The sequence below is a fragment of the Streptomyces sp. NPDC059649 genome, from assembly GCF_042734445.1.
Classification (GTDB): domain Bacteria; phylum Actinomycetota; class Actinomycetes; order Streptomycetales; family Streptomycetaceae; genus Streptomyces.
This window is the reverse complement of sequence record NZ_JBHWDV010000015.1, coordinates 15,710-30,736: the sequence shown is the minus strand read 5'-3', so window position 1 is coordinate 30,736 and position 15,027 is coordinate 15,710. Positions and strand designations below refer to the sequence as shown.

Sequence of the window (15,027 nt, the reverse complement as noted above, 5' to 3'; positions counted from 1 at the left end):
CCGCTGGTTCCGGTCAGAAGCGGGGTTCCTGGGTTTGGGCGGTGATGAGTTCGACGGCTTCTTGCTTGGTGGCTACGGAGGGTGGGGAGCCGTCGAGGGGTTGTTGGGCGGTTTCCTTCATGCAGGCGACGGCGATGACGCCGACGAGGGCGGCGCCCATCGTGTAGTAGGCGGGGACCATCACGTTCTTGCCGAAGGCGTCCATGAGGGCGGTGATGACGAGCGGGGTGGTGCCGCCGAAGAGGGAGACGGCGAGGTTGTAGCCGATGGAGAGGGAGCCGTAGCGGACGCTGGTGGGGAACAGGGCGGGCAGGGCCGCGGACATGGTGCCCAGGAGGCAGACCAGGGAGAGGCCGAGGAGGGCCATGCCGAGGCAGACGGTGAGGATCGTGCCCTGTTTGACCAGCAGGAAGGCCGGGACGGCCAGGAGGAAGAAGCCGAGCATGCCGGCCATCAGGAGGGGCTTGCGGCCGTAGCGGTCGTTGAGTTTGCCGACCGAGGAGATGACGCACATCAGGGCGACCATGGTGCCGAGGAGGATCAGCAGGCCGTGGGACTCCTCGTAGTGGAGGGTGTCCGTCAGGTAGGTCGGCATGTAGGAGAGCAGCATGTAGTCGGTGATGTTGTACGCGCCGACCAGGGCGATGCAGAGGATGAGGGTGGGCCACTGCTGGGCGAAGATCTCGCCCAGTTTCTTCTTCGGGGCGTTTTCGGAGAGGTGGGAGAATTCCGCTTCGGCCTCGACGACGGAGCCGGTGGCGTGGTGGGTGTGGGCGGCCTCGAATTTCTGGAAGGCGGGGGTTTCGTCGAGCTTGACCCGCAGGTAGAGGCCGACCAGGCCGAGCGGGCCGGCGATGAGGAAGGGCAGGCGCCAGGCCCAGGAGTTCATCGCGTCGTCGCCCAGCAGCGTGGTCAGGAGCAGGACGATGCCGGCGGCGCCGGTGTAGCCGATGAGGGTGCCGAGTTCGAGGAAACTGCCGTAGAAGCCGCGCTTCTTGTCGGGGGCGTATTCGGCGATGAAGGTCGAGGCGCCGCCGTATTCGCCGCCGGTGGAGAAGCCCTGGATGAGGCGGAAGGCGATGAGCAGGGCCGGGGACCAGAAGCCGATGGTGTCGTAGGACGGGATGAGGCCGATGCAGAAGGTGCCCAGGGCCATCATGATCATGGTGAGGGCGAGGACCTTCTTGCGGCCGATGCGGTCGCCGAGCGGGCCGAAGTAGGCGCCGCCGAGGGGTCGTACGAGGAAGGCGACGGCGAAGGTGGCGAAGGACGACAGCAGGCTGGTGGTGTCGCTGCCGCCGGGGAAGAAGACCTTGCCGATGGTGACCGCGAGGTAGCTGTAGATCCCGAAGTCGAACCATTCCATGGCGTTGCCGAGGGCGGCGGCCTTCACCGCGCGCTTGACGACGCGTTCGTCGGTGACGGTGATGTCGGTGCGCCGGAGCCGGGGGTTTCTTCGCCGGGCGACGGCACGGAAGAGCCACCGGTGGCGTTTGAGCGCTTCCCGGTCCTGGTCGGGAGCGCGTTCGGCTGCTGTGCTGCCGGTCGGCACGAGGCGGTCCTCTCGGTCGGTCGGCGCGCGGGGCGCGGCGGGTGCGACGGATACGACAGGTGCGCCTGCGCAGTGGAGCGCGGATCAAACCACTCTTGCGGTACGAAGCGACGTACGTCACGTGAGGGTGGGCCGTCCGGGGTGGCGGGGGCGGATGATCGGGGGTTCGCCAGGGGTGTGACGGTGCTTGTTACAGGACTGGTACACAGCCGCGCGGTCACCGCAGTATTCGGGCAATCAGCCTGTGTCGCGGGGGCGGGAGAGTGGGGGCGCCGGGCGTGGCAGTCGTGTTTGCTGGTGGGGGTACGGGGTGTGGTCCCCGGGAGGAGATCGTGATGACCGACCGCGAAGGGTCCCGCTGGGTGCGGGGGCGTACCGCGCTGGTGGCCTTTGTCGTGGTGACGGCGTTGGCGGCCGGTGGGGTGTGGTTCAGCCAGGTGTCGGACCGGGCGTCGGCGGTGGATGCGGCGCCGAAGACGTCGGCGGTGCAGGACGTCAAGGAGGACGCCAAGCAGTCGGGGGGACTGCCGGGGGTGCGGGACTGCGGTGTGGGGGAGCCGGAGGTGAAGCCGCAGGTGATCACGTTGACGTGTGCGGACGCGGGGATGGTGGCGACCGCGATCACGTGGAAGAAGTACGGGGCGCGGGATGCCCTGGGGGTGGGTGTGGTGCAGGTGGAGAAGACTGCCGCCGGGGTGGGGACGGATTCGGGTTTTCCGGCGACGTTCCGGCTGTACAACCCGAAGCCGGTGGACGGTGGGTTGGCGTTCACGGGTCTTGAGGTGACGTACGAGGGGTCGACGCCGCTCGGGGACACGACGGAGATGTACACCCTCGCGTGATGGGCATTCGAGGCCGGATCGCCCTGGCCATTTCGTGTATGACGGCGCTGGCGGTGGTGGTGCTCGGGTTCGCCGTGCACCACATAGCGGATGCGGAGCGGGAGCGTTCGGCGCGGGCGTATCAGGACGACCGGCTGAGTTCGGCGCTGCAGATCTATGAGCGGGACAGCAAGTTGGTGCTGGGCGCGCAGTTGGACGATGCGTCGTTGCCGCGGCCGTTGCGGGAGGCGGTGTTCACGAACCGTTCGGGGACGTATGTCAGTGGTGGTGAGGATCCGCGGGTGTGGGCGGCGACGGGGGTCGGGGACGGTGGCGGGGGGCGGCCGGCGCGGTCGTTGTCGGTGTCGGCGGCGTATCCGGATGACGATCCGGCGCAGGTGGCGTTGGACCGGGCGTTGTTGATCGCGGGGTGCGGCACGGTCGTGTTGATGGCGGTGGTGTCGTGGTTCGTGGCGCAGCGGTTGTCGCGGCGGTTGCGGCTCAGTGCGGCGGCGGCGCGGCGGATCGCGGCGGGGGAGCCGCCGGATGCGGATGCGTTGGCGAGCAACGGGCGTGACGAGGTGGCCGAGTTGGGCCGGAGTGTGCATCACATGGCGATGTCGCTGGCGGCGCGGGTGGAGGCCGAGCGGGAGTTCACCGCGGATGTGGCGCATGAGTTGCGGACGCCGGTGGCGGGTCTGGTGGCGGCGTCGGAGTTGTTGCCGCAGCCGCGGGCGGTGGAGCTGGTGCGGGACCGGGCGCAGGCGATGCGGCGGTTGGTGGAGGATCTGCTGGAGGTGTCGCGGCTGGACGCGGGGGTGGAGCGGGCGGATCTTGATGCGTGTGAGCTGCCGTCGTTGGTGCGGGGGATCGTGCGGCGGGCGGCGCGGCAGCGTGGGGTGGATGAGGTGTCGGTGTCGGTGGAGGGGGAGCCACGGATCGTGGAGACGGATCGCCGGCGGGTGGAGCGGGTGTTGGTGAATCTGCTGGCGAACGCGGCGAAGCACGGGAAGCCGCCGATCGAGGTGGTGGTGGCGGGGTCGCGGATCGTGGTGCGGGATCACGGGCCGGGTTATCCGGCGGAGTTGTGTGCGGAGGGGCCGCGGCGGTTCCGTACGGCGGCGCCGGAGCGGGGGACCGGGCATGGTCTGGGCTTGACGATCGCGGCGGGGCAGGCGGAGGTGCTGGGGGCGCGGCTGGACTTCGGCGCCGCCGCGGAGGGCGGCGCCGAGGCCGTGCTGGAGCTGCCGGACCGGGCGGCGGTGGGGCTGGCGGTGCCGGCTTCGGGGGTGTGAGCGTTACAGCCCGAGGTCCTTGATGATCTTGGCGACGTGGCCGGTGGCCTTGACGTTGTAGAGGGCGCGTTCGACCTTGCCGTCCTCGTCGACGATGACGGTGGAGCGGATGACGCCGGTGACGGTCTTGCCGTAGAGCTTCTTCTCGCCGAAGGCGCCGTAGCTCTCCAGGACGGACTTGTCGGGGTCGCCGAGGAGGGTGACCTTGAGGTCTTCCTTGTCGCGGAACTTGGCGAGCTTCTCCGGCTTGTCGGGGGAGATGCCGATGACGTCGTAGCCGTGGCCGGTGAGGAAGTCGAGGTTGTCGGTGAAGTCGCAGGCCTGCTTGGTGCAGCCGGGGGTGAGGGCGGCGGGGTAGAAGTAGACGATGACCTTGCGGCCCTTGTGGTCGGCGAGCGAGATCTGCTTGCCGTCCGCGTCGGGCAGGGTGAAGGCGGGGGCGGTGTCGCCGGGCTGCAGTCGCGCGCTCATGGTTCTCCTCGTACGGCGGTGTCGGCGGGGTCGGTGCTCCTCCGACATTAGCCACCGGGACCGACGGTCGGGGCCGGTGGGGCGCTCCGGGCGCGCGAAACGGGGGTGCTGTGGGGCGCGTGCCGGTGTGAACTGACAGACTGTCCATCACGAATGGCGCGAGACGACGGAGGCAGCGCGGTGGCGGAGGCCAGGACCCCGGCGCAGATCGAGGCGGACATCGTCCGCAGGCGGCAGGAGCTCGCCGTCACGCTCGACGAGATCGGTGTGCGGCTGCACCCGAAGACGATCATGGGTGAGGCGAAGGCGAAGGCGATGTCGGCGGTGGACCGGACGGCGGGGCGGGCGTATGTGGTCGCCCACCGTGCGCTCGCGGACGTGCGGGGGCAGCTGGTGTCGGAGGACGGGGCGCCGCGGCTGGAGCGGATCGTTCCGGTGGCGTTGGTCGGTGTGGCCGTGGTGGGGCTGCTGACGCTGCGGGCCAGGCGGCGCGACTGAGCGGTGGTCCGGCCGGGCGGTGGCCTGCCTGGGCGGTCGGGTGTCCGGGCGGTGGCGGGCTGTGCGGCGGCGCGCGGCCGTCGGCGGCCGGGCCGATCCGGGCCGCGGTGCGTGATCGGGCGCCGGGCCAGGTACGGTCATGGCGTGAGCCCGAATAACACCAAGGACACCCACGACAAGCTGCCGATCCGGATGCTGCACGACCGTGTGCTGGTCCGGACGGACATCCCCGAGGGCGAGCGCCGCTCGTCCGGGGGCATCGTCATTCCCGCGACCGCGGCGGTCGGCCGGCGCCTGGCCTGGGCCGAGGTCGTCGCGGTGGGGCAGAACGTGCGGACCGTCGAGGTGGGCGACCGGGTGCTGTACGACCCGGAGGACCGGGCCGAGGTCGAGGTGCGCGGTGTGGCGTACGTGCTGATGCGTGAGCGGGACCTGCACGCGGTGGCCGCGGAGCGGCTGGAGGGCGCGGACGATGCGACGGGGCTGTACCTGTAGCCGGTGCCGGCGGCGGGTGCGCAAGGACGGGATGCGGGCGGTGACCGGGGTCACCGCCCGTTCCGCTGCCCGGACCTGCCCGCGTTGTTAGCCTCGAAGGACCCGACGAGACGCGCCGTACCGGGTCAGGACAAGACGACGCACCCCTGTTGAACCTGTTCACGGAGGTGCCGTCATGGCGTGGGTCCTGCTCGTGGTCGCCGGTCTGCTGGAGGTCGGCTGGTCGATCGGGATGAAGTTCACCGAGGGGTTCACCCGGCTGTGGCCGAGCGTGTTCACCGGTGCGGGGGTCGTCGTCAGCATGGTGTTGCTGTCGTACGCGGCCCGGTCCTTGCCGATCGGGACCGCCTATGGCGTGTGGGTCGGTATCGGGGCGGCGGGTGCCGCGCTGGTCGGGATGGTGGTGCTGGGTGAGCCGGCGACCGCGGCCCGGATCTTCTTCGTCTGTCTGCTGCTGGTGGCCGTGGTCGGCCTGAAGGCGACGTCCGGCCACTGAGCCGCCGCCGTACGCGACCCGGCGCCCTGCTTCACATGCCCCATCGGGCGCGCAGTCGCCGGCTCAGCGCGTCGCCGTCCGGGCCCAGGGTGGGGAAGTCGTTCGTGGGCTCGGCCGTGGGCGGTGTCGGTGTCGGGAAGGTGGGGGTGGGCGGCTGGGTGACCGGCGGGGTCGGCGGGCCGGTGGTCGGGGTGGGCCGGGCCGGGGAGGCGGACGGCTCGGCGGTGGGCGAGCCGGAGTCGCCGGGGGACGGTGACTCGCTGTCGGAGGGTTCGACCGACGGGGAGGGGTCGGCGCCGTCCGCGAGCTGCAGGTCGAAGTCGTGGACCGGGCGGCCGCGGAGGGCGGCCGCGGTGTAGTCGGCCCAGATCTGGGCGGGGAAGTCGCCGCCGTTGACCCGGTCCAGGCCGGCCGCGCCGTACAGCGGTTCCTGTGCGGCGGTCTCCGGGTGCTGGCCGAGGACGGCGACGACGGTGGCGAGGTCGGGGGTGTAGCCGGCGAACCAGGCCGCCTTGTCCTGTTCGGCGGTGCCGGTCTTGCCGGCGGCGGGCCGTCCGGCGGCCTGGGCGGCGGTGCCGGTGCCGCCGTCGACGACGCTGCGCAGGATGGAGGTGGTGGTGTCGGCGGCCTCGCGGGGGACGGCCGTGGTCGTTTCGCGGTCGGGCAGGTCGATCTCCTCGTCGCCCTTGTCGATCTTGTTGATGAGGGTGTAGGGGCGGCGTTCGCCGTGCCGGGCGAGGGTGGTGTACGCCTGGGCCATGTCCAGCACGCTGGGGGTGGCGGTGCCCAGGGCGATCGCGCCGCGGGAGGCGGCGAGGCCGGGGGCGTCGGCGGGGATGCCCAGGTCGACGGCGGTGTCCTTGACCTGGTCCGGGCCGACGTCGATGCCCATCTGGGCGTAGACGGCGTTGACGGACTTGTCGGTGGCCTCGGTGACGGTGATCGGCCCGTAGGAGCGGTCGTCCTCGTTGGCGGGCGCGAACCCGGTGGCGTGGCCGTGGCTGACGGTCATCCGCTTGTTGTCGCCGTCGTAGACGGTGTTCGGGGTGATGGGGTCGCCGTCCTGGGTGGTGGCGTGGTGCTGCACGGCGGAGGCGAAGACGATCGGCTTGAAGGTGGAGCCGACCTGGTAGTCGCGGCGGGTGGCGCTGTTGACGTACTGCCGGGCGTAGTCGATGCCGCCGTAGAGGGCGACGACCCGGCCGGTGCGGACGTCGATGGAGGCGCCGCCGGCGCGGACGTAGCCGTCGGGGGTGCGGGAGTCGTCGAGCCGGTCCATCAGGCGGGTGTTGACGGCGTGCACGAAGGCGTTCTGGCGTCGTCGGCTGAGGGTGGTGGTGATGCGGTAGCCGCCGGCGCGCAGGGTGTCCTCGTCGAGGATGTGGTGGTCGGTGAGGTAGTCCTTGACCGCTTCGACGAGGTAGCCGCGCTGGCCGGTCAGTCCGGGCGAGGTGCGGGCGGGCCGGGGCACCGGGAAGCGCATCGCGGCGCGTTCGCCGGGGCTGAGCCACTTCTGCTTGACCATGCCGTCCAGGACGTAGGCCCAGCGGGCCATCGCGCGGGGGGAGTTGGCGGGGTGGGCGGTGACGTCGTAGACGCTGGGGGCGTTGAGGAGGGCCGCGAGGTAGGCGCCCTGGGCGGTGGTGAGCTGCGCCGAGTCGACGCCGTAGTAGGCCTGGGCGGCGGCCTGGATGCCGTAGGCGTTGCGGCCGTAGTAGCTGGAGTTGAGGTAGCCCTGGAGGATGTTGTCCTTGCTCACCTCGCGGTCCAGTTTGACGGCGATGAAGAACTCCTTGGCCTTGCGGGTGAGGGTCTGTTCCTGGGCGAGGTAGTAGTTCTTGACGTACTGCTGGGTGATGGTGGAGCCGGACTGTTTGCCCTTGCCGGTGAGGGTGTTCCAGGCGGCCCGCAGCATGGCGGCCGGGTCGACGGCGGACTCGGAGTAGAAGTCGCGGTCCTCGGCGGCGAGCACGGCCTGCTGGACGGGTTTGGGGACCTGGCTGAGCGTCACGTTCTGCCGGTTGACGTCACCGTCGCGGGCCAGTTCGGAGCCGTCGGAGTAGAGGTAGACGTTGCTCTGGGCCTTGGCGGCGCTGTTGGCGGGCGGGATGTCGACGAGCAGGTAGCCGGCGATCAGTGCGCCGATGACGAGCAGCAGGAAGCCCAGCACGGTGCCGAGCACCGTGCGCCAGCTGGGCAGCGCCCGCCGCCAGACTGTGCGATGTCCGCTCATGTCGGTATGGACTCCTCGGCCTCCGCCGAGGGTTGTACCGCGGCGGAACGGTGTCGTGTCGGGGGTTGTGCGCCGTACGCCGGAAAAGCACCTGTTGCCCGTGGGGAAACTTTCGCATCATGCGTCCCGTTCAGCGGGGTGGGCGCGCACCCGGTCCCACCACCGGAGCGGCCGAATGGCGCCCATGGGTCACCCGGAAGGGTGGTAATTCGATGGTGCCCGCCGCGCCCACGACTTAGGCTCCGGTGCTTTGTCGTCCGCACGGGAACGAGAACGGGCCGGGTGAGCGTGGGTGTGGTGCGTGGCGGTGGCGGCCGGCAGCTTCCGGCGGTACGCCACGTATCGGGTCGCGACGGCGGCCGGGGTGTTCACCAACACCGTCTTCGGCTTCATCGTGGCGTACACCTTCGTCGCCCTGTGGGCCGAGCGGCCGCATCTGGGCGGCTACGGGCAGGGGCAGGCGCTGACCTTCGTCTGGGTCGCGCAGGCGCTGCTGGCGGCGGCTGCGCTGATGGGCGGCGGCGGGCTGGAGGAGCTGGAGGAGCGGATCCGCACCGGCGACATCGTGGTGGACCTGTACCGGCCGGCGGACCTGCAGCTGTGGTGGCTGGCCGCGGACCTGGGCCGGGCCGGGATGCAGCTGATCGGCCGCGGGGTGGTGCCGATGGCGGTGGGCGCGCTGTTCTTCCCGCTGGCGCTGCCCGGTGACGTGCTGACCTGGGGCTGGTTCCTGCTGTCGGTGCTGCTGGGCATCGTGGTCAGCTTCGGGCTGCGCTATCTGGTGGCGCTGGCGTCGTTCTGGCTGCTGGACGGCTCGGGGCTGGCCCTGATCAGCGGGCTGGCCTGCATGTTCTTCTCCGGGATGCTGCTGCCGCTGCGGGTCTTCCCCGGCGGCTTCGGGGAGGTGGTCCAGCTGCTGCCCTGGGCGGCGGTCCTGCAGGTGCCGGCCGATGTGCTGGTCGGCGCGCGCAGCGGCGGCGCGCTGCTGCGCGGGCTGCTGTTCCAGGCGGCGTGGGGCGCGGCGCTGCTGGCGCTGGGCCGGCTGGTGCAGTCCGCGGCGACCCGCAGGGTGGTGGTGCACGGTGGCTGACGGCGGCGGGCCGATCGGGGCCCGGGACGGGTGGCGGGCTGCGGCGGCCCAGGGGCTGTACGCGTACGGGCTGATCGTGCGGATGTGGGTGCGCTCGACCCTCGCCTACCGGGCCTCGTTCGTGATGATGGCGGTCGGCAACTTCGCCGCCTGCGCCCTGGACTTCGTCGCGATCCTGCTGATGTTCTCGCAGATCGACGCGCTCGGCGGCTTCTCGCTGCCCGAAGTGGCGTTCCTGTACGGCACGTCCGGGCTGGCGCTGGGCCTCGCCGACCTGCTGCTGGGCAGCATGGACCGGCTGGGCCGGCGGGTCCGCGACGGCACCCTCGACGTGCTGCTGCTGCGGCCCGCCCCGGTGTTCGCGCAGGTCGCCGCCGACCGGTTCGCGCTGCGCCGGCTGGGCCGGATCAGCCAGGCGCTGCTGGTGCTGGGCTGGTCGGTGACCCGGCTGGACGTGGACTGGACGGTGGGCCGGATGCTGCTGGTCGTGCTGATGACCCTGTGCGGTACGGCCATCTTCGGGGCGGTCTTCACCACCGGCGCGGCCTTCCAGTTCTGGGCGCAGGACGCGGCGGAGGTGCAGAACTCCTTCACCTACGGCGGCAACGCCCTGCTGCAGTACCCGCCGACGGTGTTCGCCAAGGACCTGGTGCGCGGCGTCACCTTCGTCGTCCCGCTGGCCTTCGTCAACTGGCTGCCCGCCCTGCGCCTGCTGGGCCGCCCGGATCCGCTCGGCCTGCCCGGCTGGGTGGACTTCCTCGGCCCCGCCGTGGCCGCCCTGATGTGCGCGGGCGCGGCGCTGGCCTGGCGGTACGGCCTGCGCGGCTACCGCAGCACCGGAAGCTGACGCCCAGTCAGCAGGCATTCCGTACCCCGTGTCCCGTACGACGTCCCACCCGGCGAAAGGAACCGCACGATGACCGCATCCGACAGCACCGGCCCGGATCCGCTGATCGATGTCCGCGGCATCGAGAAGGTCTTCTCGGTACGGCGCAAGGCCGGCCGGCTGCGCCGGGTGCGCGAGGAGGTGCGGGCCGTCGACGGCATCACCTTCCAGGTGCCGCGCGGCGAGATGGTCGGCTACATCGGCCCGAACGGCGCGGGCAAGTCCACCACCATCAAGATGCTGACCGGCATCCTCGTGCCCAGCGGCGGCACGCTGCGGATCGCCGGGATCGACCCCGCGCGCGAACGGACCCGGCTCGCCCGCCGTATCGGAGTCGTCTTCGGCCAGCGCACCACCTTGTGGTGGGACCTGCCGCTCGCGGACTCCTACGAGCTGGTGCGCCGGATGTACCGGATCCCCGACGCCGTCTACCGCGCCAACCTGGCGCGCTGCGTCGAACTGCTCGACCTGGCCCCGCTGCTGGCCGTACCCGTGCGGCAGCTCTCCCTCGGGCAGCGGATGCGCGGCGACATCGCGGCGGCCCTGCTGCACGACCCGGAGGTGCTCTACCTCGACGAGCCGACCATCGGGCTCGACGTCATCAGCAAGGCGAAGGTGCGGGAGTTCGTCCGCGAGGTGAACGCCGAGCGGGGCACCACGGTCCTGCTCACCACCCACGACCTGACCGACATCGAGCAGCTGTGCCGCCGGGTGATGGTCATCGACCACGGCCGGCTGGTCTACGACGGCGCGCTGGACGGGCTGCGCGCGGCGGCCGACGGCGAGCGCACCCTGGTGGTCGACCTGGAGCGCGAACTGCCGCCCATCGAGGGCGTGCCCGGTGCCCGTACGGTCCGGGTGGAGGGCCCCCGGCAGTGGCTGGTGTTCCCGGCGGCGCAGAGCGCGGCGCCGCTGGTCACCGCGGTCGCCGAGCGCTATCCGCTGGTGGACCTGTCGCTGCGCGAGCCGGACGTCGAGTCGCTGATCGCCGAGCTGTACGCCCGCGGCGCCACCCGCGCCGAGCCCGCTCGCGCATCGGACGGCCAGGGCGCCCCGGCGTAGGGCCTGTCGTCGAACTCCCGTCGCCCCTTGGGGGAAACACACCGGTCCGCCACCGCCGCCGCCACTTACCCTGTCGGTATGACTGACGACCTCCCGGTGCCGCGGGCCTCCGCCGCCGAGTTGCGTGCCTCCGACGCCGACCGTGAGCGGGTCGCCGAGATCCTGCGGGACGCCCTCACGGAGGGGCGGCTGGAGATGGCCGAGTTCGACGAACGGCTGGAGGCGGCCTATCTGGCCCGTACGTACGGGGAGTTGGCGCCGCTCACCGCCGACCTGCCGGCCGCGACGGCCGCCGCCCCGGTATCGCCGGCCCCGGTGTCGCTGCACAAGGACACGGCCGCGGCGGGCTCCTGGGCCGGACGGATCGACCGCGACGCCCGCGGTTCGACGACGGGCCTGGCGGTGCTGGGCGGCTTCCAGCGCAAGGGCCGCTGGACGATCGGCCGCCGCTTCGCCGCGGTCTGCTTCATGGGCGGCGGGGAGATCGACCTGCGCGAGGCCGACTTCGCCGCCTCGGAGGTCGTGATCGACTGCTGGACGTTCATGGGCGGCGTCAACGTCATCGTGCCGCCGGGCGTCGAGGTCGACATACGGGGCCTGGGCATCATGGGCGGCTTCGACTCCCGTGAGGACGGCGTCCCCGGCGACCCCGGCGCGCCGCGGGTGATCGTCCGGGGCCTGGCCCTGATGGGCGGCGTCGGCGTCGAACGCAAACTGCCCACCTCCGAAAAGCGCCGCCTGAAGGAGGAACGCCGCCGCCTGAAGGCCGAGGAACGCGACCGGCGCACGGAACTCGACTGACCGGCCGCCGTTGCGGGGCCCCGCGCGCCGCGGGGGCCCACCCGGGCGGCGTAAGGTGCGGGGACCGGCGTTACAGCGACGCCGGGGCGGACTGTTTGAGCAGGTCGAGGTCGACGGTGTTGGCCATGGCGCGGTAGCCCTCGTCGCTCGGGTGGAGGTGGTCGCCGGAGTCGTAGACGGGGCGGAGGCGGACCGGGGCGGCGGGGTCGCGGAGGGCCTTGTCGAAGTCGACGACCTCGTCGTAGACGGTGCCGGAGCGGATGATGCGGTTGACCCGTTCGCGGACCGAGTTCAGCTGGGCGGAGTAACCGCGGTGCCCGCCGAACGGCGTAAGGGTGGAGCCGGTGACGCGCAGGCCCCGGGCGTGTGCCTCGTGGACGATCTGCCGCATGCCCGCGACGATCTTCCGCGGGTCGAGCTGGCGCGGGGACTTGAACAGGTCGTTCAGGCCGATCTCGACGATCACCGCCTTCACGCCGGTGCGGGAGAGCGCGTCGCGGTCGAGGCGGGACAGCACGCTGGGGCCGTTGTTCGGCGAGAAGCGGTTGCCGTTGACCAGCAGGCGGTTGCCGCTGATGCCCTGGTTGAGGACGCCGTAGCGGGGTGCGCCGGGCTCGTTGCGCAGCCGGGCGGCCAGGAAGTCCGTCCAGCGGTGGTTGGCGCCGGCCGTGGAGGTGATGCCGTCGGTGATCGAGTCGCCGATGGCGACCACCGAGCCCTGCGCCTCGGTGCTCCACACGTCGACCCCGGTCAGATAGCGCCAGTAGGGGCTCTGCTCGGTGTAGGCGGCGCCGGTGGCGTCCTCGGCGCGGTCACCGCGCGCCAGGTAGGAGGTCTGCCGGGCGTACGGGTGGTAGGTGGCCGGGCCGGACGGGGAGGGGGAGTAGGTGGTGACCAGGAGGTCCGCGTCGCCGGGGACCTTCAGCCGGGTCGGGTCGCTGGTGACCGCGCCGCCCGCGGGGATGGTCACCGCGGGCTTGCCGCCGAAGGACAGCCGGTGCATCGTGCCGTCCGCGGCGGTGGGGTCGCTGGGGGCCGCGGCCAGCGCCACCGTGGCGTGGCTGACCACCAGCGGCCGGGTGCCGTAGAGGTTGGAGAGCTGGATGCGGACGCCGGAGCCGCCGACGCTGGTGTGCACGACGTTGCGTATCGACATCCCCGCGTAGCCGTCCAGGGTGCCGGGCTCGGCCGCCGCCGCGGCCGCCGACCAGGTGCCGACCCACTGTCCGGAGACCGCCGGTGCGGCGGGATCGCGCGGCTTGTGCGGGGAGCTGCCCGGTCCGCCGTCCTCGCCGCCGAAGCCGGCGAATATCGCGGCCGAGATCAGCACCACCACTGCCGCCAGGCCGGCGAGCAGGGCGTAACCCACACTTTTCTTCATGCGGGAAGGGTCTCCTGGGGAAAGCGGAGCTCCAGGCTCCGGGCGGGCAAGGGCAGCGGGTGGGCAGCGGCACCGTTGGCGTCCGGTCGGTCCCCCATGATCCCACGGACCTTCCGGGAGCCGCCCGGCGCCCCGCTCGGTGCCGCCCCCCGGCGGGCGCCGGGAACTCGTGGTTCGCTCCAGGAGTAGGTCACAGTGGGACATACGGCCGGACCGGTGGCCGGACCCGCGGCGCAGCATAGGCCGTGGGAGTGACGGGGGGCACGGTGGGAGCGGTGGAGCGGATGGAACGCACGAGAACGGACAGGGCGTCGGCGGGGGACGTCTCCCCGGCGCCGGGCGCCGCGGCGCCGAGCGGCCCGGTGGCGCCGGTCGCCGGCTTCGTCTACGGTGCCGCCGACGAGGAGCGGCGGCGCGCCGTACGCCGGATGAAGACGCTGGCCACCGGTCTGCTGCTGGCCGTCGCGCTGGTCTACGCGCTGGCGACGTGGGCCGGCCGCGCCGGGGCGGGCGGCTGGACCGGGTTCGTCGCGGCGGCCGCGGAGGCCGGCATGGTCGGTGCGCTGGCCGACTGGTTCGCGGTCACCGCACTGTTCAAACGGCCCATGGGACTACCGATCCCGCACACCGCCATCATTCCCACGAAAAAGGACCAACTCGGACAGAGTCTGGGGGAATTCGTCGGTGAGAACTTCCTCTCCGCCGAGGTCGTCCGCCGCCGGCTGCGGTCCGTGGGCATCGGCCGCCGGCTCGGCGGCTGGCTCGCCGAACCGCGGAACGCCGACCGGGTCACCGCCGAGCTCTCCACCGCGCTGCGCGGCGCGCTGACCGTACTGCGCGACTCCGACGTCCAGGCGGTGGTCGGCGAGGCGATCACCCGCCGCGCCCACGACCAGGAGATCGCGCCCGGCCTCGGCACCCTGCTGGAGAAGGTCGTCGCCGAGGGCGGTCACCGGCGGGTGGTCGACCTGGTCGTCGCCCGCGCCCACGACTGGCTGGTCGAGCACGGCGACTCCGTCATGGCGGCGGTCTCCGGCGGCGCCCCCGGATGGACGCCCCGGTTCGTCGACCGCAAGGTGGGTGACCGGGTCTACAAGGAACTGCTGCGCTTCGTCACCGAGATGCGGGACATGCCCGCACACCCCGCGCGCGGCGCCATCGACCGTTTCCTGCGGGACTTCGCGGAGGACCTGCAGACCGACCCGGACACCAGGGCCCGGGTCGAGCACCTGAAGTCCGAGGTCCTCGGCCGCGGCGAGGTCCAGGACCTGATCGCCTCGGCCTGGGGCGCGGTCCGCGCGATGATCGTCGCCGCCGCGGAGGACGAACGCAGCGAACTGCGGCTCCGGGTCCGGGCCGCGCTGCTGTCCCTGGGCCGCCGGCTGTCCGACGAGGAACGGTTGCAGGGCAAGGTGGACGGCTGGCTGGAGGGCGCGGCGGTGTACGTCGTGACGACGTATCAGCACGAGATCACGTCGCTGATCACCGACACCGTCGCCGGCTGGGACGCGGCCCACACCTCCCGCAAGATCGAGGCCCACATCGGCCGCGACCTCCAGTTCATCCGCATCAACGGCACGGTGGTGGGAGCCCTGGCGGGCCTGGCGATCTACTCGGTGTCCCAGGCGCTCGGCTGACTTCCCGCGTCGCTGGCTTGTCCGCAACGAGGACCAACGCCCGCGGCGGGACGGCCGAGCATCCGGGGCCCTACCCTCGACCCGTGCGAAAGCGTTCGAGAAGCCGGCCCGCCCTCCTCTGGCTGTTGCTGCCCTACGTCCTCTTCCTCGCGGTCCTGCCGGCGGCGAACCGTGTGGTGCCGACCGTGCTGGGGCTGCCGTTCCTGTTCTTCTGGATGCTGGTGGCGACGCTCGCGACTCCGCTGGCCGTGTGGCTGGCGCGGCGTGGTGAGCGGGTGCGGGGCCGCGACCGGGAAGGGGTGTGAACGG

At 72.0% G+C, this 15,027-nt stretch carries 15 protein-coding genes and 1 riboswitch; of the genes, 11 read left to right on the top strand and 4 right to left on the bottom strand.

Going from position 1 to position 15,027, the window contains the following annotated elements:
* Window positions 1-13 precede the first annotated feature (13 nt).
* Window positions 14-1,552 carry an MFS transporter gene (locus ACFV1J_RS18345; protein WP_385859271.1) on the bottom strand — a complete coding sequence of 513 codons (1,539 nt, stop codon included), beginning with the start codon at window positions 1,550-1,552 and terminating at the stop codon, window positions 14-16.
* A 335-nt stretch (window positions 1,553-1,887) separates the two neighbouring features.
* Between ACFV1J_RS18345 and ACFV1J_RS18340 the strand changes: the two genes are divergently transcribed.
* Together ACFV1J_RS18340 and ACFV1J_RS18335 are read left to right on the top strand one after the other, a co-directional pair.
* On the top strand, window positions 1,888-2,394 hold the full coding sequence (locus ACFV1J_RS18340; RefSeq protein WP_385859269.1) for a hypothetical protein: 507 nt from the start codon (window positions 1,888-1,890) through the stop codon (window positions 2,392-2,394).
* Entirely contained in the window at window positions 2,394-3,668 is a 1,275-nt protein-coding gene (locus tag ACFV1J_RS18335; RefSeq protein WP_385859267.1) for a sensor histidine kinase, read from the top strand. Before ACFV1J_RS18340 ends, ACFV1J_RS18335 begins: the two co-directional genes overlap by 1 nt.
* 3 nt (window positions 3,669-3,671) lie before the next feature.
* Here ACFV1J_RS18335 and bcp read toward each other — a convergent pair whose 3' ends face one another.
* Entirely contained in the window at window positions 3,672-4,139 is a 468-nt protein-coding gene (gene bcp / locus ACFV1J_RS18330; RefSeq protein WP_385859265.1) for a thioredoxin-dependent thiol peroxidase, read from the bottom strand.
* A gap of 180 nt (window positions 4,140-4,319) precedes the next feature.
* Between bcp and ACFV1J_RS18325 the strand changes: the two genes are divergently transcribed.
* The 3 genes from ACFV1J_RS18325 to ACFV1J_RS18315 all read left to right on the top strand — a co-directional run bounded on the left by ACFV1J_RS18325 (window position 4,320) and on the right by ACFV1J_RS18315 (window position 5,628).
* Window positions 4,320-4,637, top strand: a complete 318-nt coding sequence (locus tag ACFV1J_RS18325; protein ID WP_385859472.1) for a DUF3618 domain-containing protein — start codon at window positions 4,320-4,322, stop codon at window positions 4,635-4,637.
* A gap of 192 nt (window positions 4,638-4,829) precedes the next feature.
* Window positions 4,830-5,132, top strand: coding sequence for a co-chaperone GroES (locus tag ACFV1J_RS18320; RefSeq protein WP_051798423.1), 303 nt, complete (start codon window positions 4,830-4,832; stop codon window positions 5,130-5,132).
* Window positions 5,133-5,218: 86 nt separating this feature from the next.
* Window positions 5,219-5,277, top strand: a riboswitch (guanidine-III (ykkC-III) riboswitch).
* Between the two features lie 30 nt (window positions 5,278-5,307).
* A complete protein-coding gene (locus ACFV1J_RS18315; RefSeq protein ID WP_385859263.1) occupies window positions 5,308-5,628 on the top strand; it encodes a DMT family transporter in 321 nt (106 codons plus the stop codon).
* A gap of 31 nt (window positions 5,629-5,659) precedes the next feature.
* Here ACFV1J_RS18315 and ACFV1J_RS18310 read toward each other — a convergent pair whose 3' ends face one another.
* On the bottom strand, window positions 5,660-7,861 hold the full coding sequence (locus ACFV1J_RS18310; RefSeq protein ID WP_385859261.1) for a transglycosylase domain-containing protein: 2,202 nt from the start codon (window positions 7,859-7,861) through the stop codon (window positions 5,660-5,662).
* A gap of 292 nt (window positions 7,862-8,153) precedes the next feature.
* Here ACFV1J_RS18310 and ACFV1J_RS18305 point away from each other — a divergent pair, with 292 nt between their 5' ends.
* The 4 genes from ACFV1J_RS18305 to ACFV1J_RS18290 all read left to right on the top strand — a co-directional run bounded on the left by ACFV1J_RS18305 (window position 8,154) and on the right by ACFV1J_RS18290 (window position 11,700).
* Entirely contained in the window at window positions 8,154-8,951 is a 798-nt protein-coding gene (locus tag ACFV1J_RS18305) for an ABC transporter permease (RefSeq protein ID WP_385859259.1), read from the top strand.
* An 82-nt stretch (window positions 8,952-9,033) separates the two neighbouring features.
* A complete protein-coding gene (locus tag ACFV1J_RS18300) occupies window positions 9,034-9,798 on the top strand; it encodes an ABC transporter permease (RefSeq protein WP_385859469.1) in 765 nt (254 codons plus the stop codon).
* A 69-nt stretch (window positions 9,799-9,867) separates the two neighbouring features.
* On the top strand, window positions 9,868-10,899 hold the full coding sequence (locus ACFV1J_RS18295; RefSeq protein ID WP_385859257.1) for an ATP-binding cassette domain-containing protein: 1,032 nt from the start codon (window positions 9,868-9,870) through the stop codon (window positions 10,897-10,899).
* A 78-nt stretch (window positions 10,900-10,977) separates the two neighbouring features.
* Window positions 10,978-11,700 carry a DUF1707 domain-containing protein gene (locus tag ACFV1J_RS18290; RefSeq protein ID WP_385859256.1) on the top strand — a complete coding sequence of 241 codons (723 nt, stop codon included), beginning with the start codon at window positions 10,978-10,980 and terminating at the stop codon, window positions 11,698-11,700.
* Window positions 11,701-11,770: 70 nt separating this feature from the next.
* Here the strand turns inward: ACFV1J_RS18290 and ACFV1J_RS18285 are convergent, their stop codons facing one another.
* Window positions 11,771-13,081: an SGNH/GDSL hydrolase family protein gene (locus tag ACFV1J_RS18285; RefSeq protein ID WP_385859254.1), complete on the bottom strand. Its 1,311-nt coding sequence runs from the start codon at window positions 13,079-13,081 to the stop codon at window positions 11,771-11,773.
* Between the two features lie 284 nt (window positions 13,082-13,365).
* On the opposite strand from ACFV1J_RS18285, the gene ACFV1J_RS18280 reads away from it, so the two are divergent.
* On the top strand, window positions 13,366-14,718 hold the full coding sequence (locus tag ACFV1J_RS18280; protein WP_385859252.1) for a DUF445 domain-containing protein: 1,353 nt from the start codon (window positions 13,366-13,368) through the stop codon (window positions 14,716-14,718).
* Window positions 14,719-14,801: 83 nt separating this feature from the next.
* Window positions 14,802-15,023, top strand: a complete 222-nt coding sequence (locus ACFV1J_RS18275; protein ID WP_385859250.1) for a DUF3311 domain-containing protein — start codon at window positions 14,802-14,804, stop codon at window positions 15,021-15,023.
* Window positions 15,024-15,027: the final 4 nt, after the last annotated feature.